We start from the raw sequence: 23,484 nt of genomic DNA, 5'->3' as shown, positions 1-23,484 counted from the left end.
TGCGCATTTTTGCATATTTCTCAAAAGTTTGCAGGCCATTTCTGGTCGCAGTGCTGGATCTGGTCTGAATTGAGGTAGAGTTTATGCGTTTCGCCCTGTTTCTATTGGTGGTGCTGGCCATCGTCGGCATTGCAATGGGCTTGCCAACGCGGGTGGCCATCGAGCAGCATGAGGGTGACCTGTTTCACATGATTGATGCAGGCTTGCGGCTTCAGGCCGGCGAGATTCCGCATCTGGATTTCATGACACCGCTTGGCATTTTGTCGATTGCACCGATGGCATTGTTCTTGTCGCTTGGCTTTGCGGGCGGAAAAGCGGCGCTTCTGTCCAACCTGCTGGTCGCAATGCTCATCACACCCGTTCTGTGGTGGGTGGGGCAAACCCGGATGGAAGGCAAGATGCGGTTCTTCTTTGGCGCGTCAATGCTGATTCTTGTTTCGGCCCTTACCTATGGGGGCGGTTCGGTATCCACATCGCTATCGATGTATTACAATCGCTGGTCCTGGGCGGTTGTCTTCATTTTGCTTGTTGCAATCCTGTGGCGGGCACCGGAGGGGGAAAAACCTTATAAACTGGGGCTGCTGACAGGCATCGGGCTTTCCCTGCTTGCGCTGACCAAGATGACATTCTTCATAGCCTTTGCCCCGCCGATTGCCATTATGCTTGTTGTTCAAAGGCGCTATCGGGTTGCGGGCATCGCATCGCTTGTCGGTGGAATTGTATTGATTGCAACAACGCTGGCGTTTGGCCCCGCATTCTGGGTGTCATATGCGCAGGATCTTTTCCAGGTTGCCTTCAACTCACAGCGCAGCCAGCCCGGCGAAAACCTGCTGGCTGTTTTCAGCGCGCCACGCTTTCTGGCGGGCACGGCGTCGATCGTGGCGGCGATTATCTGGCTTCGCAAAACAGGGCAGGAACAGATGGGCCTGTTCCTGCTTCTTTTGCTGCCTGCTTTTGCGTTTACCACATGGCAAAACTGGGGAAACGATCCGAAATGGCTTTTTCTGGTCGGGCTTGTCGTGGTTGCCAAACTGCGCGTTGTCAGCCGCGCGCGCGAGCAGGGTGTCATCATCGCAACAATCGCTTTCGTCGCGCTGGCGCCGACAATGACAACCCTGACCGTGTCCCTGCCGCGCGGCGTTTTTGCCGAATGGGAAAGGTTTGGGCGGATTGTCGATGCGGGGCCGATTTCCGATATCTGGCTTGTCAAGGATCGGCTGAACTCAGCCGACGTCATCATGCCCGCGCTCGGGTTGGAGGGCGACACGCCAGAAAGGGTGTTTCTGGGCGCCGAAATTCCCAACTGCCGGGTTTACGATGGCTTGGTGCGCCTTGCGGTTGCCTATGCTCAGCAGATCGCCCGGAGACCGGAAGCCGCTGGCGCCGGAATATTCCTGGCCGATCTGGTCAATATCATGCCGCTTATCAGCGATCAGCGTCGGCTAAAGGGTGGTGCCCCGTGGTATTATGGTGGCGATAGCGGCTTTGCGGATATGGATTTCGTCGTCATCCCCAAATGCCCGATGAACGCCGATGCGCGCGACAAGGCGATGGATGCGCTGGAGGCGAGCGATGTGCAGCTTGAGCTTGTCGAGGAAACGCCGCAAATGTTTCTGTTCGCGGTCAACCGGCCGCAATAAAAGCCGTGCGGACCAGGTAGAAGATCAGCGCCAGCGCCAGCGACAGCCCGTAGGGATAGGCGCCCGGGCGCTGCCATGACACCCAGTCGGCGGGGGCCAGCCCCAGCCACTTGACACCGCGATGCAACAGCACCCCCAAAATGCCCATCAGGGCAAGGATGAACAGAAAATCCAGCAAATGCGGAATGGCGATATAGGGCAGAAGTGCGGCGGTATATTTGATATCGCCGCCCGGCACGCGGCCCGTCAGATGCAGCAAGAACCCCAAAAGGAGCATGAACAGCCCCAGCGAGCCACGGATGACATAGTCTTGAAACTCGAACAGGAACGGACCTGTCACCACAAAGATAAGCGCGGTCGCCAGCACAAGCCGGTTGGGAATGCGCATATAGCGCACATCGTAATAGACGATCACCAGCGAGACCGGCAGCGTCAGCACCAGCAGTATCAGCGCCCAATACACCATTACTCGTTCGGGCCTGCCGAGTTGAGTGTGGCCAGCGCCTGCACCGCGGCATCAAAAAACTGCGGATGCGTGTCAATCGCCTGTTCCAGCATCCCGCGCGCGATATCACGATCGCCACGGTTGGCGGCAATGCGCGCCACCTCATAAAGCAGCACGGCCTTTTCGACATCTGTCATCGGGATGATGGGCAGCCGGTAATTGCCCTGAAGCGCGCGCACAACGGCAAGGTTGGTTTTGGCGGTGAACAGGTCGCTGTCATAAGACAAAGCCTGGCGGAACAGGCGCTCGGCGGCTTCATATTCGCCGCGCACGCGTTTGGAAAACCCCCAGTTGTTCAGAATGCTGGCCGGGGTTGTGGTCAGCCCGCGGGCGGTTTCATAAAAACTGTCGGCCCGGTCCCATTCCTGATTGTTGTCGGCCAGAAGCGCCTCCAGGCGATACCGGTCATAGGTTTCAAGCGTGGGGGGCACCTTGGCCAGCGTGGCGCGCGCCTCGTCCCAGCCGCCATTGCGCAAATAGGCGTCGGCCAGGGCCATCAGATCATCATTATTGGCTTGGCCGGCGGCATCCATCTGTTCGTAAATCAGCACGGCATCGGCATATTGGCGGGCACGGATATAGGATTGCGCCAAGCCGCGCTTGTAATCCACGCGGTTGGGCTCGTCAGCCAGTTTGCCGCGGAAAAATGCTATGGCCTGCTGCGCGTCGCCCGCGTTGAGCATGATGTCGGCAACGGTTGCATCGTCAATCGCCTCGATCGAGGCGAGTTCCGCAGAATTGTCCATACCCTCGCGCGCGGCACCACATGCCGAAAGCAGCAGCACGGCGAAAAGCGGAAGGTGGTGAATCTTGCCCATATCAACGCCCCAAATCTTGTTTTTATTGCCCAAGCAATAGGTAACGCCCCGCCCCGCGCCGGACCAGACGGAATTGCACATCCTCGGCGGTTTCTTGCGAAGTGTCACCCAACAGACTCAATGCCAGCACCAGATTTTGCCGAATTTCATCGGAATCGCCGTTATCAAGCGCGAAAGCCCGCTCAAACGCGCCGCGCGCCTTGGGAATTTCGTTTTGCGCAATATAGATCACGCCAAGATTATTCCATGCGGCGGCGAAGTCTTCGTCCAGCTCCACGGCGCGTTCCAGATAGCGCACCGCCTGGTTCAGCCGCCCCAGCCGCAGATTGGCAGAGCCGATGGCGCTCAGCACATCGGCGTTCAGCCCGTGTTCCTCGATTCCGCGCACATAGGCGTCGAGCGCGAGTTGGTATTCACCGGCCGCCATCATGTTATGGCCGACCTGCAAGCCGTCAACGGCTTCGGTTATGCGCACGGTGCCGGGTGGCGGCGGTGGGCCGCGGCGTTCGGTGGCAATACGCCCATCCGGCATACAGGCGGCAAGCGACCCCGCCAAAGCCAAAAGCGCAACGCCTTTGCGCAATATCACACACCGCCCCCAAGCAGGTTGATATAGATGTCGAGGATCGACGGGCCGACAAGAATGATCAGCAGCGGCGGCACGGTGAACAGCATGGTGCCAAGCGTCAGCTTCGTGGGCAAAACGTTGGCCTTTTCCTCGGCGCGCATCACGCGCTTGTCGCGCATCTCAGCGGCATAAACGCGCAAAGCATCGGAAATCGAGGTGCCGAAGGTTGCCGATTGCACAAGCACGGTGACAAAGGCGGAAATATCGTTCACGCCGCAGCGTTCGGCCATATCGCGCAGCACCACGACGCGCTCTTTACCGGCGCGAATTTCATTGGCGACGATCTCGAATTCCTCGGCCAAGGCTTCGTTGGAATTCTTGATTTCCTTGGCAACGCGCAAAATGGCCTGGTCGAGCGACTGGCCGGCCTCGACGCAGATCAGCATCATGTCAAGCGCATCGGGAAAGCCGTTGGTGACCATTTCCTGGCGCGACTGGCGGCGGCGTTCCACCCAATAGGTTGGGCCGTAATAGCCGATGACACCGGGGAATATGATGTAAAACGCAGCCGTTGCGGCGGAAAAATCCTTGCCGCGCAACAGCATCAGCAGCACGCCAAGCAAGATAAGCGTCAGCCCGCCGGCCATGCGCGCAAAGGCAAAATTGCTGACCGCCGATTTGGAGCGATAGCCCGCCTGGATGAGCTTGAGGCGAACGGCGGAAAACTCTTTCTGGTCTTGCGGGGTCAGATACTGGTCAAAGCGCGACAGGTCGAACTTGCCGCTGTTATAGCGCAGGTTCAGCGCGGTTTTCTCACCATCCCCCGATGAAAAGCCAAGGCTGCCGCGCCCGAGCCGTTCAAACGGGTTGGGGCCGGATTTCATGGCGAAGGGAATGGAAATGATGATCAGCAGCAGGCCAATCCCGCCGGCAACCATAAGCGGGCCAAGCGGGCCAAGGGCCGCGATGATAAACTCGTAGCTATATGATATGGCGCTCACCCGATCAGACCTTGATGTTGACCATTGCCCGCATGAAAATAATATTTACGACGAGAAACGCAAAAACAACAACTGCGGCGGGCAGGAAATAGGCGGTTTTTTCAACCTCGTCATAATATCCGGGCTGCATGACATTGATCATGACCAGCGCAACGACGGGGAAGATCGACAGAAACCAGCCCGACCACTTCGCCTCGGCGGTAATGGCGTTCACGCGGCGAAACAGCTTGAAGCGCGAGCGGATGACCTTGGCCAAACCGTCGAGGATTTCAGCAAGGTTGCCGCCTGACTGGCTTTGAATGGTCACGGCCACGGCCAGAAAGCGCAGATCCTGCAAATCTATCCGCTGTGACAGCCGCACCAGCCCTTCGGAAATATCGGCGCCAAAGCTCGCCTCGTCGGCCACAGCGCCGAATTCAGAGCCAAGCGGGTCGGCCATTTCCTGGGCGACGATATTGATCGAGCTTGAAAACGGATGGCCGACACGCAGCGAGCGCACGATCAGCTCTACCGCATCGGGAAGCTGTTCTTCAAACAGGGCCAGCCGCTTTTTGGCCTTCGAGCCGAGCCAGACGAAAACCGCGCCATAGCCCATAGCAATGGCCACCGGAATTTTTGTGGTGATGCCCGCGCCGGTGAAAAAATGCAGCCCGATGAAGGTGACAACCGTCAGCAGCAGCACAAGCGCGACCAGCGCAACCGGCGTGAAGGCGATATTGGCGGCCGCGGCGCGCTTGGCCAGCGGCGTGAACAGCGGAATATTGCGGCCTTCGCGGTGCTGCTCACGCTCTTTGCGCAGCGTTTCCATGACCGTTTCGCGGGTTTCGCCCTTTTCAAGCAGCTGCAAGCGGCGGTTCACACGGCTTTCAAGCCGCACCGATTTGCCGAAAGCGGCAAGGTAAATCCCCTCGATCAGGAAAAAGACTGCGATGAAGATCAGCGCATAAATGAGGGGTTCAATACTCATTCTAGCTTACCTTGGGTTGGCGGGGCGCTTCCGCGAAAATATGGTTGGGCAGCGGGTGGCCCCATTGTTTGAAACGTTCTGCAAAGGCGGTGCGCAACCCGGTTGCCGTGAACTTGCCGTGGATCTTGCCGCTTTCATCGACACTTTCGCGCTGGAACTTGAAGATTTCCTGCATCGAAATGATCTCGCCCTCCATCCCCGTCACCTCGGTGATCGAGACCATGCGGCGCGACCCGTCCGACAGGCGGCTGACCTGCACCACAAGGTTCACGGCACTGGAAATTTGCGCGCGCATCGCCTTGAGCGGCATTTCGATGCCCGACATGGCGATCATGTTTTCCATACGGCTAAGGCCGTCGCGCGCCGAGTTGGCGTGGATTGTGGTCATCGAACCGTCATGGCCGGTATTCATGGCCTGCAGCATGTCGATCACCTCGTCGCCGCGCGTCTCACCCACGATAATGCGGTCCGGGCGCATACGCAGCGCGTTGCGCAACAGGTCGCGCTGGCCAACCTCGCCGCGCCCTTCCACGTTGGGGGGGCGGCTTTCCATCCGGGCCACGTGAATTTGCTGAAGCTGAAGTTCCGCCGTATCCTCGATCGTGCAGATGCGTTCGGAATTGTCGATATAGCTTGAAAGCGCGTTGAGCGTGGTGGTTTTACCCGAGCCCGTGCCGCCGGAAACAACGATATTCAGCCGGCAGGCCACGGCGGCTTCCAGATAGGCGGCCATGTTTTCGTTGAAGGCGCCAAATTCGATGAGTTCTGGAATCGACAGCTTGTCTTTGGAGAATTTACGAATCGATACCAGCGCGCCGTCAACCGCGCAGGGCGGCACCATCGCGTTGAAACGCGAGCCATCGGCAAGGCGGGCGTCGACATAGGGGTGGCTTTCGTCAACCCGGCGGCCAACGGCCGATACGATCTTGTCGATCACCCGCAGCAAATGCCGGTCATCCTTGAAGCGTGTCTGGGTCAGTTCCAGCTTGCCAAACCGTTCGACAAAAATCTGGTGCGGGCCGTTGACCAGAATATCGTTGACGGTCGGGTCTTGCAGCAAGGGCTCAAGCGGGCCAAGGCCGGTAACCTCGTCCATCAGGTCTTGCAAAAGCTGCTTTTGTTCGGCGCCGTTCAGCACCACGCCCATTTCCTGCACGCCTTCGCGGGCAATCGCCCCGATTTCGCGGCGCAAATCGGCGTCGGATGCTTTTTCGATGGCGGCAAGGTTGAGCGTTTCAAGCAGGCGCTTGTGAATATCCATGCGGATATTCATGAATCGTTCGGCTTTCTTGCGTTCACGCTCCATCCGGTCGCGCTCTTCTTCGGAAAGCTTGGGCGGCGTATGTTTCTTGGAGCTGACAATCACCTCCGGTTCCAGCGTCAGAGGCGGCAGCTTTTCCGGTGCCGCGACATCGGGCGAATTATCTGGGCGATTGAACCGTCGAAACATGGCTTACATCCTAATTGGCGATAGCGGCACGCGCCTCGGTCGCCAGGTCAACGATTGTGGTGGCGATCTTGCGAATTTCCTTGCGCAGCGGGTTTTTGGCCGCACCGTCGGACAGGGGCACGCCCTGATCGGCGGCAACCGTAATTGCGCGGCCCCCGTCGGGCAAAAGAATTTTGATCTCGATGCCCAGACTTTCGGAAAACCGTGCAATGCGGCTTTTGCCGTTCAGGTTGGTAATACCCGGCGCACGGTTCAACACATACTGGATTTTCTCGCCCGGCAGGTCTTCGGCGCGCAGCGCGCGCAGATAGCGCATCAGGTTCTGGGCCGAGCGCATGTCAAGCTCCAGCAGGCAGAAGAATGTTTCAGCCTCGGTCAGAATCGTGCCCGACCATTCGGTCAGCGCGCGCGGCAGGTCGACGACGATAAAATCGTAGCGTTCGCGCAGCAGGCCAAGAATGCGCTGGATGTCCTCGGGTTGCAGAATATCAAGCGGCATCGCTTCGGGCGGTGCGCTCATCACGGCCATGCTCGATTTGAACGAGGTCATCGCCTGGCTCAGCGTATCGGCGCTGATCGAGGTCGGGTCGGTCAGCAGTTCATACACGGCATCACGGCGCGGCAGGTCCAGCAGGGTGGCGACCGAGCCATATTGAAAGTCGAAATCCACCAGCGCAACGCGCTGGTCGGTCTTGCGGGTATGCTGCGACATTTCCCACGCCAGATTCGCCGCAAAGGTTGTGCTGCCAACCCCGCCCGACGGGCTGTAAACCGGCATGATCAGCCCGTGGCGATTGCGCTGTTTGGGGCTGTTGGTGATCATATGTTCGCGCTTTTGCTGCAAACGATCGAAAATATTGGCCAAGGCGTTATGCGGAAGCGGGTAGGGGGCAAAATCATCGGCGCCCAGTTGCAGCAGGTGGTGCAGCATTGACGGGCCGACATCGCGCGCCACGATGATTACCGGCAAATGGGCGCGCTTGGCCGATTTGATATAGGCCTCAATCGGGCGCAGGTTGCTTTCATCGCGCTGCTCGACACAGGCAATGACAATTTCCGAACCCTCAAGCTCGCCGCGGCCCAAAGCCTCCCCGGCCTTGTCATAGGTAATCTCTGCCCAGTTTTCGCCGAACAAACCGTCAAGATCCGAGCCTAGCTTTGCAAAGCTGTCGGGGTTCTGTGCGACCGAGTAAGCCTCGATATTCCGTTCTTTTAACTTTAACAGCGCCATTGTTTCGCCTCTGCCAATTTCAGTCGCCGCACCGTTTTGTTGGCAAACCCAGACGTATTCTGGAAAGGAGCCCGGATTCGGCGAAAAGCCTAAAACACTTAATCATATGCTCAATTTAACAACGTAAGGATTAACATAGTATATGACAATACTACAACTGGATAGACGGTGAAGCGCTGTGCAACAGCCGGGGCAACAGCCGGGGCAACAGCCGGGGCAATAGCCGGGCAAACCGAAGGCCACGCAGTTGCCTGACGTGGCCTTCAAATCCGGCAGGACTGCACCCGTTGTTACAGGCTGGTATCGGTCACGATTTCCGAGCCGGTATCACCCACATATTCACCATAGACGATGACGGCGCGCTTGCCATCAAAGTCGGCGGCATCAAAGCCCGGGGCAAAGCCGGTGACATCGGTCACCGTGCGGCGGTTCAGCCGCTCGCGCAGCTCGGTATTCACCAGCGGCTGGGTTTCTCCAAGCGAGGTATAGGCCTCAAGCCGGTTGCGCGGCACACCGATGCTGATCAGGTAGCGCACGGCAGCGCGGGCGCGCCGCAGGCCAAGCGCCTGATTGTAGCTGTTGCTGCCCACACGGTCGGTATGGCCGTAAACGCGGAAGCGCACGATGGGGTTGGCTTTGATCCAGTCGGCCTGGGCGCGCAGAATATTGCGGGCCTCTTCGTCAAGTTCGGCCGAGTTGAACTCAAAGTTGATCATCGTTGGCACCTCGGCGCGGAACCGCGCCGACATGGCTTGCAGATATTCAACACCGTTGCGCGTAACGCTTTGCGCCATGATGTTATTGGCGGTTGCCCCTGCAAATGCGTTCTGGTTGTTGAGCGACCCTGCAGGCTGAAAGCAGCCAGCCAGAAGCAGAGCGGAGGATGCTGTCATGATTTTACCAAGTGTTTTCATGTGCTTACTCCAATACGTAGCCAGTTGTGCCGGTCAATCCGCCCACATCGTTGCCCGACGTGGTTGAACGCCCTTCGACCCGGCCAAACAGGAAGAGTTCCTCTTCGGTTGGGATGCGCATACGGTCGGTTGGCAATGCCAGGGCTTCAGCACTGGTCGGCACCACAAGATGCGCGGTGACGATGATCACCAGTTCGGTTTGTTCGCGGCGATATTCTGCGCTGCGGAACAACGCGCCAAGAACCGGCACATCACCAAGCCAGGGCACCTGATTGTTCACATCGCGGAAATCATCCTGCAACAATCCGGCAATGGCGAAGCTTTGGCCATCGCGAATTTCAACCGTGGTATTGGCACTGCGGGTTGAAAAGCCAAGAATGGTGTCACCGTTCAATACCAGCGCGTTCGATGTATCAAGCGACGATACGACCGTGCCGATTTCAAGGTTGATCAGGTCGCCATCCACCACCGTGGGTTTGAACAGCAACTGAACACCAAACGGGCGGTATTCGATTGCGCCATCGGCTGCGGGGGTTGGATATTCGCCACCGGCAAGGAAGTTTGCATCCTGTCCGGATATGGCGACCAGGTTGGGTTCTGCCAGGGTGCGCACAACGCCGCGCGTTTCCAGCGCCTGCATCATCAGATCGATGGCAACACCACCAAAGCCCAGCTGGACATTCAGCTCGCCACCGCCATTGGTGCCAGCCGTGAACGAGCCGGTATCTGCGGCGCCACCGAACCCTGCGTCACCGCCAAGGAAAGAGCCAAGCTCTTTGGCAACCGAGCGGCGCATTTCAGCGAATCGCACCCGCAGCATTACCTGCTGGCTTCCGCCAACCATCATCAGGTTGGTCACGCGGCCCGGCGCATAGCGTTCGGCCAGTTCCAGGGCGCGGGCAACCTTGCGTGCGCCCGAAACGCGGCCCGAAAGCACGATCCCGTCATTGGCGGTGCGCACTTCGATCTGCTCGCCCGGCAGAATTTCGCCAAGGCGTTCCTTGAATTCAGTCAAATCGGGCTGAACACGCAGATCGACATTGGCGATAAGCTGACCGTTCGGGTCGAGCAATGTCATCGTTGTAGAGCCCGCTGCCTTGCCCAACACATAGATCGTGCGGTCGGACAATGACGCGATGTCGGCGATTGCCGGGTTGGCAACCGAAATTTCTGCGAAAGGAACTTCGCTCTCAACGACGATAGCGCGATTCACGGCAACCGTGATCGAGCCGGACGTTGAGCCACGCATTACTGACAATACACCGGTCTGTGCCGATGCCGTGGCGACGCCTGTGATCGCAATCGCGAATCCCAGCAGCCCCGCCTTAAATAGGCTGTTGACGTGCATATCTTTCCTGCCTCTCAAAACCGTTTCCGGCAATTGTGTTCGGATCTTCGGTGTCCGATATCCCGGGCAGAATGCGCCAAGTTGCGATTGATTTCAAGAATCAATGTGTTAGATGGCGCTCTTGATGTCGGATTTACTGGCTTCGCACCGGTTCTTCGCAGGGAATTACCTCTTCAACCACCTCTACACCGCGCCGAATTTTACGTGTGCAGATGATTTCTTCTATCGGCGCGGGGGCGCTTTCACCCACAACAGTGCTGCGATCTACCTCAAAAGTTCCAACAATAGAGCTGTCTTCAAGGCCGCGCAGCGACAGGGTCAAGCGGCCGGTGGCCTGGGCCTGTACCATTTTTGCAACAATCGTCGGAGAAACTTGCAAAGTTGCCGTGCGGGCAAGCTGTGGGCGGTTCACATCCTGGTCGGCGGTTTGGTCGATGGCGATCAGAACAAGGTCTTCCTCGATCAGCCGGGTTACGGTTTCGCCATTCGCGCCGGTGCCGCTCCAGTAAACGTCAACCCGGTCGCCGGGTTGCAGAAAGCCACCCACGCCGCTGACCGCGTCAACGTTGATGGTGAAGGCGCGCATCCCGTCTTCGAGTGTCGAGCGAAGGTCGGCGGGCTCGCCGATATTGGTGACTTTGGAAACAAGAATAGGCTCACCCGGCTCCATAACGCGGGTGACAGAGCGCGGCGCGCTGCCTTCGGGGCCAAACAAGACGGCCATGTCATTGAATGCATTCGCGGGGGCGGAAGATTTGGGCCATTGAATTTCGGACACATCAGCGCGGGTGAGCTGTTGGCCAAATCGCACTTCGCGTGCCGCAATGATAACGGTAACGGTTTCAATCGGCGCAACGCGCTCGTTTTCCATGCGCTGGATTTGCGCCTGATAGCCCTGAAACTGCTGCATGACCTTCATCACCGCAAAACCGGCAAGGCCAAGGCCCAGAATCAAAACCAGCATGAATACCAAACGCATAGATCGCCCCTAACTCTGACCCCATGATCGGGGAATAGTTTCTGGTTAGTTGCAAATCGGCGCGGAAAAATCAATGGCAATGGCGGTTGCCCGCAGCGATTAATTCAGTTTAAGAGCGAAGAAACGGAATCAGTGATAGCAGCACTGACTTCGTTTGCAGAACTGTTCGCGCCGGGCGCAAAGATGGCGATAACACCCACGCCCATGACCACCATTACGGCTGTCAGCACGACCCAATCCACGGTCACAGCGCCAGCGTCATCGCGGGAGAATTTTTTCAGAAAGTTCATTCAGGACTCCTCACATCGCGTGGGCGACTCAGTTGAACTCAACGCGCATGGGAAAATGCAAAATCATGACTGTTGAGCAAAGCGGGCCGGTGCGCGAACGCACCGGCCAAATATTATTAGGTAGCAACTGCGCCGGCGATAACACCGGTTAGAGCTTCATCGATATCCACAGCAGCGTTGTTCAGGCCGGTTTCGATGGTTGCTGCAACAGCAATGGCGATACCGACGATGGCTGCGGTCAGAACAACCCAGTCAACGGTTACGGCGCCGTCTTCGTCTTTGGCGAATAGTTTGGTCATTTTCAAAAGTTTCATTTTAGTCCCTCCAAGGATACGAAACGTGGTTACTACTTGCCCGGAATGGGCGATCGCATGTCAAACGTTGATCCACACCCCTGACTCGAACCGGGTCTAAGTGCCCGAAGCTTGTCAAAATCACTACGCCGGATCAGGCTCGCAATTGATATAGCCAATTTCTGACCCCCAAATGTGGCGAAACAATGGCAAGTGCCCGATTCTTGCCGGATTGAGGTAGCAGAAAATAAATTAGTGTAAACAATACCTTAACGTCTGATTGCCTTCATTTCCAAATTTCGTTATGCCTCAATTGGGGCCGGATTTGCCCCATTTGCTCCAATTGGTGCCTGATTTCGGAGAATCGATTTATGCAAGCTCAACCCGAGTCTTCGCTGCCATTGGTGGTTGATCTTGATGGCACATTGCTCGCGACAGATTCGCTTTACGAATCGTTCTGGGCAGGGCTGGGGCAGGCGCCGGTATTCACCCTTTTGTGCGTGCTGCGCAATATTTCCAACCCGTCGCGGCTAAAATCTGCGCTTGCGGCGCGCGTTCAGCCGGACATTGAAAACCTGCCCCTACGTCAAGAGGTGCTGGACCAGATCGCACAGGCACAGCAGGCCGGGCGCATGGTTGTGCTGGCATCCGGCGCGGACCAGCGCATTGTCGATGCGGTCGCGCAGCGCCTTGGGCTTGCGGGCGTTCATCTCGGTTCGGATGGCACCACAAACCTGACCGGCGCCGCCAAGGCTGCGGCGCTCGTGGCGCGGTTTGGGGCCGGGGGCTTTGCCTATATGGGCGATTCGCGCGCCGATATTCCGGTATGGCAGGCGGCGGGGCAGGCGGCGGGGCAGGCGATTGTTGTCGCGCCAGGCAAAAAACTGCGCCGCAGGATCAAGGCGCTTGCCCTGCCGGATGTCACCTTCATCGGCGCGCCACCATCTGCTTTGGCGCTGCTGCGCGCCATGCGCCCGCACCAATGGGTGAAGAACCTTTTGCTGTTTCTGCCGATGCTCGCCGCCCACCAGTTTGACCTTGCAACCTTTGGCGCGATTCTGCTTGGGGTTGCAAGTTTTTGCGCGGCGGCCTCGAGCATCTATATCGTGAATGACCTGCTCGACCTGTCGGCCGATCGTCAGCACGCGCAAAAACGCTTTCGGCCCTTTGCTTCGGGTGCTGCAAAAATCGTGCATGGCATGGCGCTCAGCGTCGCGCTTGGCGCGGTGTCATTGCTGGTGGCGGCATGGCTTGGCTGGGGGATGTTCGGGCTTGTGCTGCTCTATATGGCGCTGTCGCTGGCCTATTCGCTAAGGCTCAAACGGTTGCGCTGGCTCGATGTGTTCATGCTTGCCACGCTTTATACCTTGCGCGTTGTCGCGGGCACCCTGGCGGGGCAGCTTGTTTTGTCGGGCTGGCTGGCGAACTTCATTTTTCCGGTGTTTCTGGCGCTTGGCTGCGTCAAACGCCTGACCGAACTTGCGGGCGCACCCCCCGGCAAAGCATTGGCCGGGCGCGGCTATGCGCCGGAAGACCGCGCCGATCTGCGCAATATCGCCATAGCCGCCACACTCGCCGCGACGGTGATTTTCGGGCTTTATACCTTTTCCAACATTGCCAGCGCGCTTTACATCGCCCCCTGGCTGTTGCGGCTTGCGGCGCTGATCATCCCCATTTGGCTGGCGCGGATGATCTTGCGCGGCTGGCAGGGCCGCATGAACCATGACCCGATCGTATTTGCACTGACCGATGCGCCGGGCGTGGCACTGCTGCTATTTGGGGCGGTGCTGGTGCTTAGCGCCGCCGGGCTGTTCTAGAATTTCATCTTCTTGAAGATGAATTCCGGCACTTGGCGGATGATCGTCATGATCAGCCACCAGAAGCCCGGCACATAGACCGTGTTGCGCCGCTTCTTCGCCGCGCGCCACATGCGCCTGGCCGCTGCATCGGGGCTGGCCACCAGGAACAGGCCGGGCAGCCCCCAGGTCATCGCCGTATCAACAAAGCCGGGCTTGACTGTCAGCACATGAACGCGGGCGCGCGAAAGCCTTGCGCGCAGGCCCGACAGGAATGCCGTGAACCCGGCCTTGGGCGCGCCATAGCCGAAGTTGGAGCGCCGCCCGCGATCACCGGAAACCGAGCTGACACCCACAATCGCGCCACCGGGTTTTTCTTCCATATCAGGCAGGGCCATCAGCAATAGCTGCGCGGGGCCGGTAAAATTGTCGGCCACCATGCCGGCCAGGGCTTCGGGGGTTTCCTCCAGCTTTGCCTGATCGACCATCCTGCCGCTGAACACCGCAATGCTGGGCGTTGCATCCAGCGCGAACAGCGCATTCAGCAGGGGCGCAAAGCCTTCAGGCTTACGCGCATCAAACTGCATCGGTTGGGCTGAAGCCGCGCCGCGCAGCAGCGCATCACTTGCCTGTAGGGCCAGATCATCGCCATCGCGCCCGGCAAGAATAACATGCGCGCCCTCGGCTGCGGCCAGCCGCGCAAAGGCCCGCGCCATTGCCGAACTGGCCCCGAGTATCAGCCATGCGCTGCTCATGGCAAATCTCCACACAGGTTCAGCCGGCGCGCCAGATCAGTGCGGAACACGCCCTTCGGGTCGGCCTTGGCCAGCACATCGCGGAACCTGTCAAGATCGGGATACATGGCGGCCAGCAAATCGGGTGTCAGCGCGCTATCCTTGGCCAGATAGACACGGCCACCCGCCTCGGCCACCAGGGTGTTGAGCCTGTGCAGTAGGGGCAATGCCCCGCGCCCGGCACGAATATCCACCGCCAGCGTGACCCCCGCCATAGGAAAGGACATATATCCCGCACGCCCCGAGCCGAGCTTTTTCAGCACCGAAAGCGGCGAGGCCTGGCCGGAATTCACCACCGCCTCCAGCACGCGCGGCAGGGTGATTTCGGCGGTGGTTTGCGGCAGCACGCATTGGAACTGGTGAAAGCCGCGCCGCCCGTAAAGCCTGTTCCACTGCGCGATACCGTCCAGCGGAAACAGCATGTCCTGCACCGGGCGGATGCGGCTGCGCCCTTTCAGGCTAGCGCGGCGCAGATAGGCTGCGTTAAAGGTTTTCACAACCGGGCGCGACACCAGCAACCCGCCCATATAGAACGGCAATCTGCGCGGGGCTTTGGGGGCACGAAACGCCCCTTCGACAAGCGTGCCTTCCTCGAACACGCCGCGCCCGAATTTGGCGCCGCGCGCGGTTGCATCAATCCAACCCACGCTATAGGGCGCGGTGCTGGTCTCGAACGCATCCAGAAAGGCTTCAAGGTCGGGAATGCGGGTTCTGGTCAGCCGCACCTTGCCACCGGGGCAGCGCATAAGCCGCAACTCGGCCGAAAGAATAACCCCCGTCTGCCCCATCCCGCCGATTGTGGCGCGAAACAGGGTGGGGTTTTCAACCTCTGACAGGGTCAGCACCTGACCATTGGCATCGAGCAATTCGATGGACGCCACATATTGCCCGAAGCTGCCACGCTCGTGGTGGTTCTTGCCATGCACATCGCTGGCAATCGCGCCGCCGACGGTCACAAAGGCCGTGCCGGGCAGAACGGCGGGCATCCAGCCTTGCGGGCCGAAAATCTGCAACAAGTCCGACAGCCGCACGCCAGCCTCGGCGCGCACACGGCCTGTTTCGGCGTTGAATTCCAGCAGCCGGTCGAGCCGTGTCATATCAATCAGATGGCCACCATCGTTCAGCGCGGCATCGCCGTAAGAGCGCGCAGCACCTATGGCCGGAGCCGGGGTGCTGGCCATGATATCATGCAGAACCGATTGCCGTTCAGGCCGGGCAATGCGCGATGGGCTGCGCAAGGCACGGCCCCAGGCGGTGTGTTCGGCTGCTTTCCACGCCACGGTTTTACGCCCTCGGTTCCGGGCGTTGTGCCCGTTCTGCAAATGGCAGTAGCACAAGGCCGATTACAATCGCAAACCACAATGTTGTTGCGCGGATGATCAGCGTTGCCGGCAGGGCAATGGCCAGCGGCACAGCGGCCAAACCAAGCAGCCCCAGCAGTGCCGCCTCGGCCCCGCCAAGCCCGCCGGGCAGGCCGGTGGCCCCGCCGCCAAGCATGGCAAAAACGAATATGCCAATGGCCAGCCACAGATCGATCGGCGCACCCATCCAGCTTAGCAGCAGCGCAAAGGCATAGCCTTCGGCAAACCAGCCGATGAGGCCAAGCGCAATGGCGGGCAGGGCGATGGCCGGGGCCGAAAAAACCCGCAACTGCCGTGCCGCATGGCGGATGGTGGCGAAAGCCCGGGCGATTTTGCCGCCCGCGCGGCCCGTCATCCGCCAGCCAAAGCCGGTCAGCGCCATCAGCAGGCGGGGGCGGGTGGCCAGCACGGCGACAAGGGCGGCCACAAGTGCCACAGGGGCCGCCCGGCTAAGCCCGCTGGCCAGTGAGACCGACAGCGCCAGCAAAAGCGCCACGGCCAGCAAGTCGCTTGCGCGGTCCACCAGGCCCATCGGGGCGACACGTGCCAGCGGCGCCCCGCTGTCGCGCGCCAGCCAGCGCAGGCGCACCAACTCGCCCAGGCGCCCGGGTGTCAGCGTCAGGCCAAAGCCGCCCAGATAGGTGAGGATATCGCCCCAGGCCCGCGTTTGCAGGCCAAGCGCGCGCACGCAAAGCCGCCAGCGCAGAGCGCGCAGCAGGTAGTTGACGGCTGACAGGCCCAAAAGCACGGCAAGCTGCCAGAATTGCAGGCTGCCAAGCGCGGCCAGCAGCGCCGCCCAGTCGGTTGCGAATACCGCAAGCGCCACCATGCCCAGGGCCACGGCCACAATCAGCAGTATCGCCAGCCGTGAAACCCGAACGGGCATAGCGCCCCCGCTGCTAATTGACGAGCGTCGCCTCGGTCGCCGCATCGATATCGGCGCGGCTTACGCCATCGGCCATTTCAACCAGCTTCAAGCCACCCTCGACCACGTCGAACACACCCAGATTGGTGATGATCCGGTCGACAACCTTTTGCCCGGTCAGCGGCAGGGTGCATTCCTTCAGCAGCTTGCTGTCGCCGTGTTTGGAGGTGTGGTCCATAATCACAACAACCCGGCCCACACCGGCCACAAGGTCCATCGCGCCGCCCATGCCCTTGACCAGCTTTTTGGGGATCATCCAGTTCGCAAGGTCGCCGTTCTCAGCCACTTCCATCGCGCCCAGAATGGCCATTGCAATCTTGCCACCGCGGATCATCGCAAAGCTTTGCGCGGAATCAAAAAAGCTGGTTTGCGGCAGCTCGGTAATGGTTTGCTTGCCCGCATTGATCAGGTCGGCATCTTCCGCGCCTTCATAGGGAAACGGCCCCATGCCCAGCATACCGTTTTCCGATTGCAGCGTCACTTCAATACCCTCGGGAATGTAGTTGGACACCAGCGTCGGAATGCCGATGCCAAGGTTCACATACCAGCCGTCTTGCAGTTCTTGCGCGGCGCGTGCCGCCATTTGGTTCCGGTCCCAAGCCATTCTTCAAGCCCCCCGCTGGCGCACTGTGCGCTGCTCAATACGTTTTTCATGCGTGCCCTGAATGATCCGATGCACATAGATGCCCGGCAGGTGGATGCTGTCGGGCTCGAGGCTGCCCAGCGGCACGATCTCCTCAACCTCGACCACGCAGACCTTGCCACAGGTGGCGGCAGGCGGGTTGAAGTTGCGGGCGGTTTTGCGAAACACAAGGTTGCCCGACGGGTCGGCCTTCCAGGCTTTCACAATCGCCAGATCGGCCACGATGCCGGTTTCCAGAATATAGGTCTGGCCGTTGAAATCCTTATGCTCCTTGCCCTCGGCAATAACGGTGCCAACGCCGGTTTTGGTGTAAAACCCCGGAATGCCCGCACCACCGGCGCGCATCCGCTCGGCCAGGGTGCCCTGCGGGTTGAACTCCAGCTCCAACTCGCCGCTCAGATACTGGCGCATGAACTCGGCGTTCTCGCCGACATACGAGCTGATCATCTTCTTCACTTGCCGCGTTTCCAGCAGCAGGCCAAGGCCAAAACCGTCTACTCCGGCATTGTTGCTGGCCACGGTCAGCCCTTTTGTGCCGGTGTCGCGCAAGGCTGCGATCAGCAATTCGGGAATGCCACACAGCCCGAAGCCCCCTGCAGCAATTGTCATGCCGTCAAACACCACGCCTTCCAGCGCGGCGGCGGCGTTGGGATAGATCTTTTTCATACATCCTCCGGGGTCAGCCAAGTGCCTATGTCAACCGCGTCGGGCCAGCCAAGTCAAGGCGGGTTTTGCAGCGCACAAAATGCCGGGCGCAAGAAACAGTGGCGCGCCGGCGGATGGCGGTTAATATACGGCCAAAACGGGGGGCAAATGCAGACCATCATCAACGAAGCGCGCCGCCTTCGCATGGCGTGGAACAATTCACTGGCGGGTTTTGGCGCGATCTGGCGCAGCGAGGCCGCCTTTCGCTGGTGGTGCCTTGCCAATCTTTTAAGCCTGGTTGCGGCGCTGATACTGCCGCTAAACGCAACCGAACGCGCGCTGGTCATCGGCTTTTCGCTGAACGTGCTTCTGGCTGAGCTTGGCAATACCGCCATCGAAAAAACGATCGACCGGATCGGCCCTGAACGCCACGAGCTTTCGCGCATCGCCAAGGATCTGGGCAGCGCCTGGGTCATGGCTGCGGCCATTGTGGCGGGTATTGTCTGGCTAATCGTGCTGATCGGGCTGTTTTAGCGCCATAAGCAGGCGGCACAGGGTGAAGGCCAGCGCCGCCATTGTGGCGAAATATCCAAAATACCAGATTTTGCCTGCCACCGCGTCCTCGGCATAGCTGGCGGCAAACTCCGCCTTGCCATAAAGCGTGATCGCGCCTGTTGCCGCCAGCAGCACAAGCCCCGCCCATAGCGCCCAAACACGGCCTTGGCCAAGCACAATGCCGGCGGCGGCACCAATCAGCCCGCCAACAAGCGCACCCTGCAAAGCCCAGAAGGGATGCGCCAGAAACGGCACCCAAAGGCCGGTAAACTGGCCCAGAAACAGGGCCAGCAGCACAACCGTTGCAATCAGACCTTGGCGCATGATGTCTCCTTCAAGGGAACGATAGTCTGAACGGCCGAACTTGTAGCCGCAAATCACAAAACCACAATTTGTTGTGTAGATCACAAAAATGCAGTAGATTTGCGCCACGATAGATCAACTCAGGAGCATAAAATGAACTTGAATGCACCAACCAAGATTATCTTTCTGATCTCGCTGATCCTCGTCGTTCTGGCGCTGATCGGCGCATATGTCGTGGTTATCCCGTTTGTGACGGTCTATTCGGGGTGGCTGATGCTGGCGGGCTATATCGTGCTGGCAGGCGGCTGCCTGATGAAGGGCGCCTGAAGCTTCGGGGCGCGCCCACAGATGCGTGGCGCGCCCCTATTTCGCCCGTGTATAGGCACCGGCAGGCAGGTTGATCGCGGCTTTCAGATCTTCTAGCTGTGCATGGGTCAGGGTAATTTCATCGGGCAGGTTCGCCTCGATATTGAACTGGCGGATCACCACAGATTCGGCGCCGATCTCGATCACCACATCGGCCTGGTCTTCGAGGTCGGTATCATCGACCAACGTGATTTTGGTCACCGAAAATTCATCTTCTATCGTAAACATCGCAGGCTCCTTCGCGCTGGCCCCAACATGCGCGCGAACCTGCCTTTGGGCAATGGCTGCGCCTGTGGGTCTGGCAAGTTTGTTTACTTTGCACCACCGCCTCGCTACCACTTTTGGCATCATCAACCAACGGAGTCTTCATGCGACTACTAGCCCTTTCCTGTGCCGCCCTCCTGGGGTTGGCCGCGCCTGTTCTTGCGCAGAATATCAGCTCGACCAATCCCGAAGGCATGGTCGAAGCCCTGGCAAATCTTGGCCAGAATCCCGAGCTTGGCACCGATCAGGTAGGCGATCCGCTCATCTCAGCCGAGGGTGAAAGCGGGCCCTATACCATCTGGTTTTATGGCTGTTCCGGGGGCAGTGGCTGTATCGCAACCATTTTCAGCGCCGGGTTTGACCTGCCGGACGGTGCCGACATCGCGCTCGTCAATGCCTGGAATGCAGGCAAGCTGATGGGCCGCGCCTATCTTGATGATGAAAGCGACCCGTTTCTTGACCAGTATCTGGTTTCGGGCGGCGGCATGACCCTGCTGACCTTCGCGCAATTCGTCAATGAATGGGACCGCGCCCTGGGCGAGTTCCGCGCAGAACTCGACCAGTAACCGCCATAAAGTCCGGCCCGCCAGATGCAGAACTGCGGATGGCGGGCAATCAATTTACAAAAATACTATCGTCAATGGCTTTGTCTTGTTAGCTTTCATCTATTGGATACAGATTGAGGAAAGATTATGAGAAAGATCCCCCATTTTGCCGCGGCATTCACGCTGCTGGCCACATCGGTTTTTGCAGAAAACGTGACTGCGGCCGACCCGCAAGGCATGGTTGCCGCCTTGCAGGAACTTGGTTATCGCGCGACGCTGGATCGCTCGTCCAACGGCCGCCCCTTCATTGAAAGCAGCGCAAATGGCGTGGGCTACCGGATGTGGTTTTATAGCTGCGACGATGCGTTCAACAATTGCCGCGCCATCAATCTCAGCGTGGGGTTCAACCTGATCGACGGCACAACGCCCGGCGTGGTGAATGAATGGAACATGACCAAGCTGGTTGGGCGCGCCTATCTGGATGAGGATTTCGACCCCTGGCTCGACTTCTACTTTGTCGCCAATGCGCCCATCCAGATGGATACGTTCGAGTTGATCATCGCGCAATGGGGCCGCTCTATGGGGCAGTTCAAGGAACATATCGACTTTTAGGCGCTGAAATCACCGGGGCAGGCTGCCCCATAAATCATAGTCCCCGGCCTCATCCACCATAACCTGAACGATGTCGCCGGGGGCAAGCCCCTCAAACCCGTCATCAATGAACAGGTTGCCGTCAATTTCCGGCGCATCGGCCTTGGTGCGGCATGTGGCACCTTCACTATCCACTTCATCCACGATCACATCCAGCACCTGGCCAAGTTTGCGCGCCAGCCTGGCAGCGGAAATTTCTTGCGATTTTTCCATGAAGCGGTTCCAGCGCTCCTGCTTCACCTCGTCCGCGACATGGCCGGGCAGGGCGTTTGAGCGCGCACCGGCCACGTTTTCATACTGAAAACAGCCAACCCGTTCGAGCTGCGCCTCATCAAGCCAGTCGAGCAATGTCTGGAACTCGTCCTCGGTCTCACCCGGATAGCCAACGATAAACGTGCTGCGCAGGGCAATATCGGGGCAATCGGCGCGCCAAAGGGCAATTTCATCCAGCGTTTTGGCGGCCGCGGCGGGCCGCGCCATGCGGCGCAAAACCTCTGGGTGGGCGTGCTGGAACGGAATGTCGAGATAGGGCAGCACCAGCCCTTCGGCCATCAGCGGGATAAGGTTGCGCACATGCGGATATGGATAGACATAATGCAGCCGCACCCAGGCGCCAAGGCTGCCCAGATCGCGCGCAAGGTCGGTAATATGCGCACGGTGGCCACGGTCTTCGGCGTGTTTGATGTCCACGCCATAGGCGCTGGTATCCTGGCTGATGACCAGCAGTTCCTTCACGCCATTATCAACCAGCTTTTCCGCCTCGCGCAAAATCGCATGGGCCGGGCGGCTGGCCAGTTTGCCGCGCATATCGGGGATGATGCAGAATTTGCACTTGTGGTTGCAGCCTTCGGAAATTTTCAGATAGCTGAAATGGCGCGGCGTCAAATGCACCGATTGGCCCGGCAGAAGGTCGATAAACGGGTCGGGGCTGGGGGGCACGGCGGCATGAACCGCATCCAGCACCTGCTCATACTGGTGCGGGCCGGTGACGGCCAGAACCGACGGGTGCGCGCCGGTAATATAGTCAGGCTCGGCGCCCAGACAGCCGGTGACGATGACCCGGCCATTGGCGGCCAGTGCCTCGCCAATCGTTTCAAGGCTTTCGGCTTTTGCAGAGTCGAGAAAGCCGCAAGTGTTCACAATCACCGCCTCGGCCCCGGCATAATCGGGCGAGATGGCATAGCCCTCGGCGCGCAGCCGCGTCAGAATCCGCTCGCTATCCACCAGGGCTTTCGGGCAGCCAAGGCTGACCATGCCGATACGGGGTTGGTTCGGGCGGGGCTGGTGCGGGCGCGCGGCTTCAACCACGCGGGCGCGCGGGGCAAGATCGGGGCGAAGGCTGGGAGGATTCTGGCTCATCCTGCGCCCTATACGCCGCCTTTTGGCCGCTGGGAAGGGGATAGCGGTGCCAAAAGCGGCATCAGGCCATCATCTTTTGCACCATGCGCATCGCCATGCGGCGTGGCATCAGCGGCATGACCCAGTTGAGCAGAAAGGACAGGCCCGGCTCATTCACACCCACTGGCTTGCCCTTTTGCATGAGCCGATAGCCAAATTCCGCCACGCTTTTGGCAGATTTGCCACCCTTGGCCATACGCGAATCCGCCATGCCCGCCACATCCATGAACTCGGTCTTTACCGCGCCGGGCGCCAGCAGCGATACGGTCACGCCTTTGGGGCGCAGCTCGAAATCCAGCGCCTGTGAAAAGCTGTTCACAAAGGCCTTGGTGGCGAAATACACCGCCTGCGTTGGCCCCGGCATATAGCCGGCGGTCGAGCCGACATTCAGAATTTTGCCCGCGCCGCGCGCCGCCATATCGGCCCCGAAACGGTGGCAGAGTGTGACCAGCGCCTTCACATTCAGATCGATCATTGCCTGTTCGGTGGCCAGATCGCGCGCGATATGCGCGCCATGCCCGCCAAAGCCTGCATTGTTGATCAGATAATCGGGTTTCAACCCCAGCTTGGCCACGGCATCATAAAGCGCATCCGCACCACCGGCGGCGCCAAGATCCTGGGCGATGACATGCACGGGAATGTCATGCGCGGCCACAAGCTCGTCGCGCAACGCCTCGAGCGCGCTGCTGCGGCGCGCGGTCATGATGAGACCACCGCCCTGTGCGGCATGGGCGCGGGCGAGTTCGGCACCGATGCCCGAAGACGCGCCGGTGATCAAAGCCAGTTTATTCATATGTTGCACCTGATAATTCAATTCAGCACCGGATATAGGTGTGGCACCGGCTGATTACACCCCTGAAGCCCTGGCTTTCGGGACTGCGATCCACCTCGTTCCAGAAGGTCTGGTTGATGCTGGGCATGATGCGCAAGCTGCGGGCAATGACCGCGGGCGGCAAATGTGTCGCCAGGTCGGTTTGGCAGGGCAGGGGCGAGGCCCCGGGTCGGGCCCGGGGCGGTGCGGGTTTTCGGGCGGCTGTCTGGTGGTTGTGCGGCACGGGCAAAGCTTTGCCCGGCATCCGGCTGCACCGGCTGATGGGCCATAAGTGGGGGTGCAGGCAGCACGGTGGCGGTAAGCAGACCCGTCAGTCGCATCATATCTTCCTGTCCTTTCTGTAATGCTGTTACGTCAAGCAGTGCCAAACGGATCATTCTTGCCGCCCCCCGCGCCGGGAAA

Annotated in this window: 27 protein-coding genes; 6 read left to right on the top strand and 21 right to left on the bottom strand. The window is 59.4% G+C overall.

Translation table 11 applies throughout. The annotated features are described in order from the left end of the window. Positions 1-83: 83 nt before the first annotated feature. On the top strand, positions 84-1,640 hold the full coding sequence (locus tag LGT41_RS01225; protein ID WP_274128181.1) for a hypothetical protein: 1,557 nt from the start codon (positions 84-86) through the stop codon (positions 1,638-1,640). On the opposite strand, the gene LGT41_RS01220 is transcribed toward LGT41_RS01225, so the two are convergent. The 12 genes from LGT41_RS01220 to LGT41_RS01165 all read right to left on the bottom strand — a co-directional run bounded on the left by LGT41_RS01220 (position 1,624) and on the right by LGT41_RS01165 (position 12,025). Further along, positions 1,624-2,106: a prepilin peptidase gene (locus LGT41_RS01220; RefSeq protein WP_274128180.1), complete on the bottom strand. Its 483-nt coding sequence runs from the start codon at positions 2,104-2,106 to the stop codon at positions 1,624-1,626. The genes LGT41_RS01225 and LGT41_RS01220 overlap by 17 nt on opposite strands. Further along, on the bottom strand, positions 2,106-2,963 hold the full coding sequence (locus LGT41_RS01215) for a tetratricopeptide repeat protein (protein WP_274128179.1): 858 nt from the start codon (positions 2,961-2,963) through the stop codon (positions 2,106-2,108). The genes LGT41_RS01220 and LGT41_RS01215 overlap by 1 nt, the downstream gene beginning before the upstream one ends. Before the next feature lie 22 nt (positions 2,964-2,985). Further along, a complete protein-coding gene (locus tag LGT41_RS01210; RefSeq protein ID WP_337993017.1) occupies positions 2,986-3,552 on the bottom strand; it encodes a tetratricopeptide repeat protein in 567 nt (188 codons plus the stop codon). Then, on the bottom strand, positions 3,549-4,532 hold the full coding sequence (locus LGT41_RS01205; protein ID WP_274128178.1) for a type II secretion system F family protein: 984 nt from the start codon (positions 4,530-4,532) through the stop codon (positions 3,549-3,551). The genes LGT41_RS01210 and LGT41_RS01205 overlap by 4 nt, the downstream gene beginning before the upstream one ends. Before the next feature lie 4 nt (positions 4,533-4,536). Next, the gene (locus tag LGT41_RS01200) at positions 4,537-5,499 is read right to left on the bottom strand and encodes a type II secretion system F family protein (RefSeq protein ID WP_274128177.1); all 963 of its coding nucleotides are present in this window, start codon (positions 5,497-5,499) and stop codon (positions 4,537-4,539) included. A 1-nt stretch (position 5,500) separates the two neighbouring features. Then, positions 5,501-6,949: a TadA family conjugal transfer-associated ATPase gene (locus LGT41_RS01195; protein ID WP_274128176.1), complete on the bottom strand. Its 1,449-nt coding sequence runs from the start codon at positions 6,947-6,949 to the stop codon at positions 5,501-5,503. Between the two features lie 10 nt (positions 6,950-6,959). Beyond that, complete coding sequence (locus LGT41_RS01190) at positions 6,960-8,180, bottom strand: CpaE/TadZ family protein (RefSeq protein WP_274128175.1); 1,221 nt, start codon at positions 8,178-8,180, stop codon at positions 6,960-6,962. A 290-nt stretch (positions 8,181-8,470) separates the two neighbouring features. Next, complete coding sequence (locus LGT41_RS01185; protein ID WP_274128173.1) at positions 8,471-9,094, bottom strand: OmpA family protein; 624 nt, start codon at positions 9,092-9,094, stop codon at positions 8,471-8,473. A 4-nt stretch (positions 9,095-9,098) separates the two neighbouring features. Next, complete coding sequence (locus LGT41_RS01180; RefSeq protein ID WP_274128172.1) at positions 9,099-10,442, bottom strand: type II and III secretion system protein family protein; 1,344 nt, start codon at positions 10,440-10,442, stop codon at positions 9,099-9,101. A gap of 133 nt (positions 10,443-10,575) precedes the next feature. Beyond that, complete coding sequence (gene cpaB, locus LGT41_RS01175; protein ID WP_274128171.1) at positions 10,576-11,421, bottom strand: Flp pilus assembly protein CpaB; 846 nt, start codon at positions 11,419-11,421, stop codon at positions 10,576-10,578. A gap of 104 nt (positions 11,422-11,525) precedes the next feature. Next, positions 11,526-11,711 carry a hypothetical protein gene (locus LGT41_RS01170; protein WP_274128170.1) on the bottom strand — a complete coding sequence of 62 codons (186 nt, stop codon included), beginning with the start codon at positions 11,709-11,711 and terminating at the stop codon, positions 11,526-11,528. Positions 11,712-11,827: 116 nt separating this feature from the next. Continuing rightward, on the bottom strand, positions 11,828-12,025 hold the full coding sequence (locus LGT41_RS01165; protein ID WP_274128169.1) for a Flp family type IVb pilin: 198 nt from the start codon (positions 12,023-12,025) through the stop codon (positions 11,828-11,830). A 350-nt stretch (positions 12,026-12,375) separates the two neighbouring features. Between LGT41_RS01165 and LGT41_RS01160 the strand changes: the two genes are divergently transcribed. Further along, positions 12,376-13,821 (top strand): UbiA family prenyltransferase, encoded by a 1,446-nt coding sequence (locus LGT41_RS01160; RefSeq protein WP_274128168.1) that lies wholly within the window; start codon positions 12,376-12,378, stop codon positions 13,819-13,821. Here the strand turns inward: LGT41_RS01160 and LGT41_RS01155 are convergent. Genes LGT41_RS01155 through LGT41_RS01135 form a run of 5 tightly spaced genes read right to left on the bottom strand, consistent with a single transcriptional unit; the run spans position 13,818 to position 18,189 of the window. Beyond that, a complete protein-coding gene (locus LGT41_RS01155) occupies positions 13,818-14,555 on the bottom strand; it encodes an SDR family NAD(P)-dependent oxidoreductase (protein WP_274128167.1) in 738 nt (245 codons plus the stop codon). The genes LGT41_RS01160 and LGT41_RS01155 overlap by 4 nt on opposite strands. After that, on the bottom strand, positions 14,552-15,874 hold the full coding sequence (locus LGT41_RS01150; RefSeq protein WP_274128166.1) for an FAD-binding oxidoreductase: 1,323 nt from the start codon (positions 15,872-15,874) through the stop codon (positions 14,552-14,554). Before LGT41_RS01150 ends, LGT41_RS01155 begins: the two co-directional genes overlap by 4 nt. A 4-nt stretch (positions 15,875-15,878) precedes the next feature. Next, on the bottom strand, positions 15,879-16,841 hold the full coding sequence (locus tag LGT41_RS01145) for a lysylphosphatidylglycerol synthase transmembrane domain-containing protein (protein WP_274128165.1): 963 nt from the start codon (positions 16,839-16,841) through the stop codon (positions 15,879-15,881). Positions 16,842-16,854: 13 nt separating this feature from the next. After that, entirely contained in the window at positions 16,855-17,484 is a 630-nt protein-coding gene (locus LGT41_RS01140; RefSeq protein ID WP_274128164.1) for a CoA transferase subunit B, read from the bottom strand. A gap of 3 nt (positions 17,485-17,487) precedes the next feature. Next, positions 17,488-18,189, bottom strand: a complete 702-nt coding sequence (locus tag LGT41_RS01135; protein ID WP_274128163.1) for a CoA transferase subunit A — start codon at positions 18,187-18,189, stop codon at positions 17,488-17,490. A gap of 147 nt (positions 18,190-18,336) precedes the next feature. Between LGT41_RS01135 and LGT41_RS01130 the strand changes: the two genes are divergently transcribed. Continuing rightward, a complete protein-coding gene (locus LGT41_RS01130) occupies positions 18,337-18,702 on the top strand; it encodes a diacylglycerol kinase (protein ID WP_274128162.1) in 366 nt (121 codons plus the stop codon). Here LGT41_RS01130 and LGT41_RS01125 read toward each other — a convergent pair. After that, positions 18,676-19,047, bottom strand: a complete 372-nt coding sequence (locus tag LGT41_RS01125) for a hypothetical protein (RefSeq protein WP_274128161.1) — start codon at positions 19,045-19,047, stop codon at positions 18,676-18,678. The two genes, LGT41_RS01130 and LGT41_RS01125, sit on opposite strands and share 27 nt — an antisense overlap. 132 nt (positions 19,048-19,179) lie before the next feature. Here LGT41_RS01125 and LGT41_RS01120 point away from each other — a divergent pair, with 132 nt between their 5' ends. Continuing rightward, positions 19,180-19,353, top strand: coding sequence for a hypothetical protein (locus LGT41_RS01120; RefSeq protein ID WP_274128160.1), 174 nt, complete (start codon positions 19,180-19,182; stop codon positions 19,351-19,353). Between the two features lie 36 nt (positions 19,354-19,389). Here the strand turns inward: LGT41_RS01120 and LGT41_RS01115 are convergent, their stop codons facing one another. Beyond that, positions 19,390-19,620, bottom strand: a complete 231-nt coding sequence (locus LGT41_RS01115) for a hypothetical protein (RefSeq protein ID WP_274128159.1) — start codon at positions 19,618-19,620, stop codon at positions 19,390-19,392. A 140-nt stretch (positions 19,621-19,760) separates the two neighbouring features. Between LGT41_RS01115 and LGT41_RS01110 the strand changes: the two genes are divergently transcribed. Beyond that, entirely contained in the window at positions 19,761-20,222 is a 462-nt protein-coding gene (locus LGT41_RS01110; RefSeq protein ID WP_274128158.1) for a YbjN domain-containing protein, read from the top strand. A gap of 126 nt (positions 20,223-20,348) precedes the next feature. After that, positions 20,349-20,813: a YbjN domain-containing protein gene (locus tag LGT41_RS01105; protein WP_274128157.1), complete on the top strand. Its 465-nt coding sequence runs from the start codon at positions 20,349-20,351 to the stop codon at positions 20,811-20,813. Between the two features lie 9 nt (positions 20,814-20,822). Here LGT41_RS01105 and rimO read toward each other — a convergent pair whose 3' ends face one another. Both rimO and LGT41_RS01095 read right to left on the bottom strand, forming a co-directional pair. After that, positions 20,823-22,211, bottom strand: a complete 1,389-nt coding sequence (gene rimO / locus LGT41_RS01100; RefSeq protein ID WP_274128156.1) for a 30S ribosomal protein S12 methylthiotransferase RimO — start codon at positions 22,209-22,211, stop codon at positions 20,823-20,825. Between the two features lie 61 nt (positions 22,212-22,272). Further along, positions 22,273-23,043, bottom strand: a complete 771-nt coding sequence (locus LGT41_RS01095) for an SDR family NAD(P)-dependent oxidoreductase (protein WP_274128155.1) — start codon at positions 23,041-23,043, stop codon at positions 22,273-22,275. Positions 23,044-23,484 lie beyond the last annotated feature (441 nt).

Source organism: Abyssibius alkaniclasticus (assembly GCF_020447305.1).
Taxonomy (GTDB): Bacteria; Pseudomonadota; Alphaproteobacteria; order Rhodobacterales; family Rhodobacteraceae; genus Abyssibius; species Abyssibius alkaniclasticus.
Note: the sequence above shows the minus strand (reverse complement) of the source record. Positions and strands in the feature narration are given on the sequence as shown.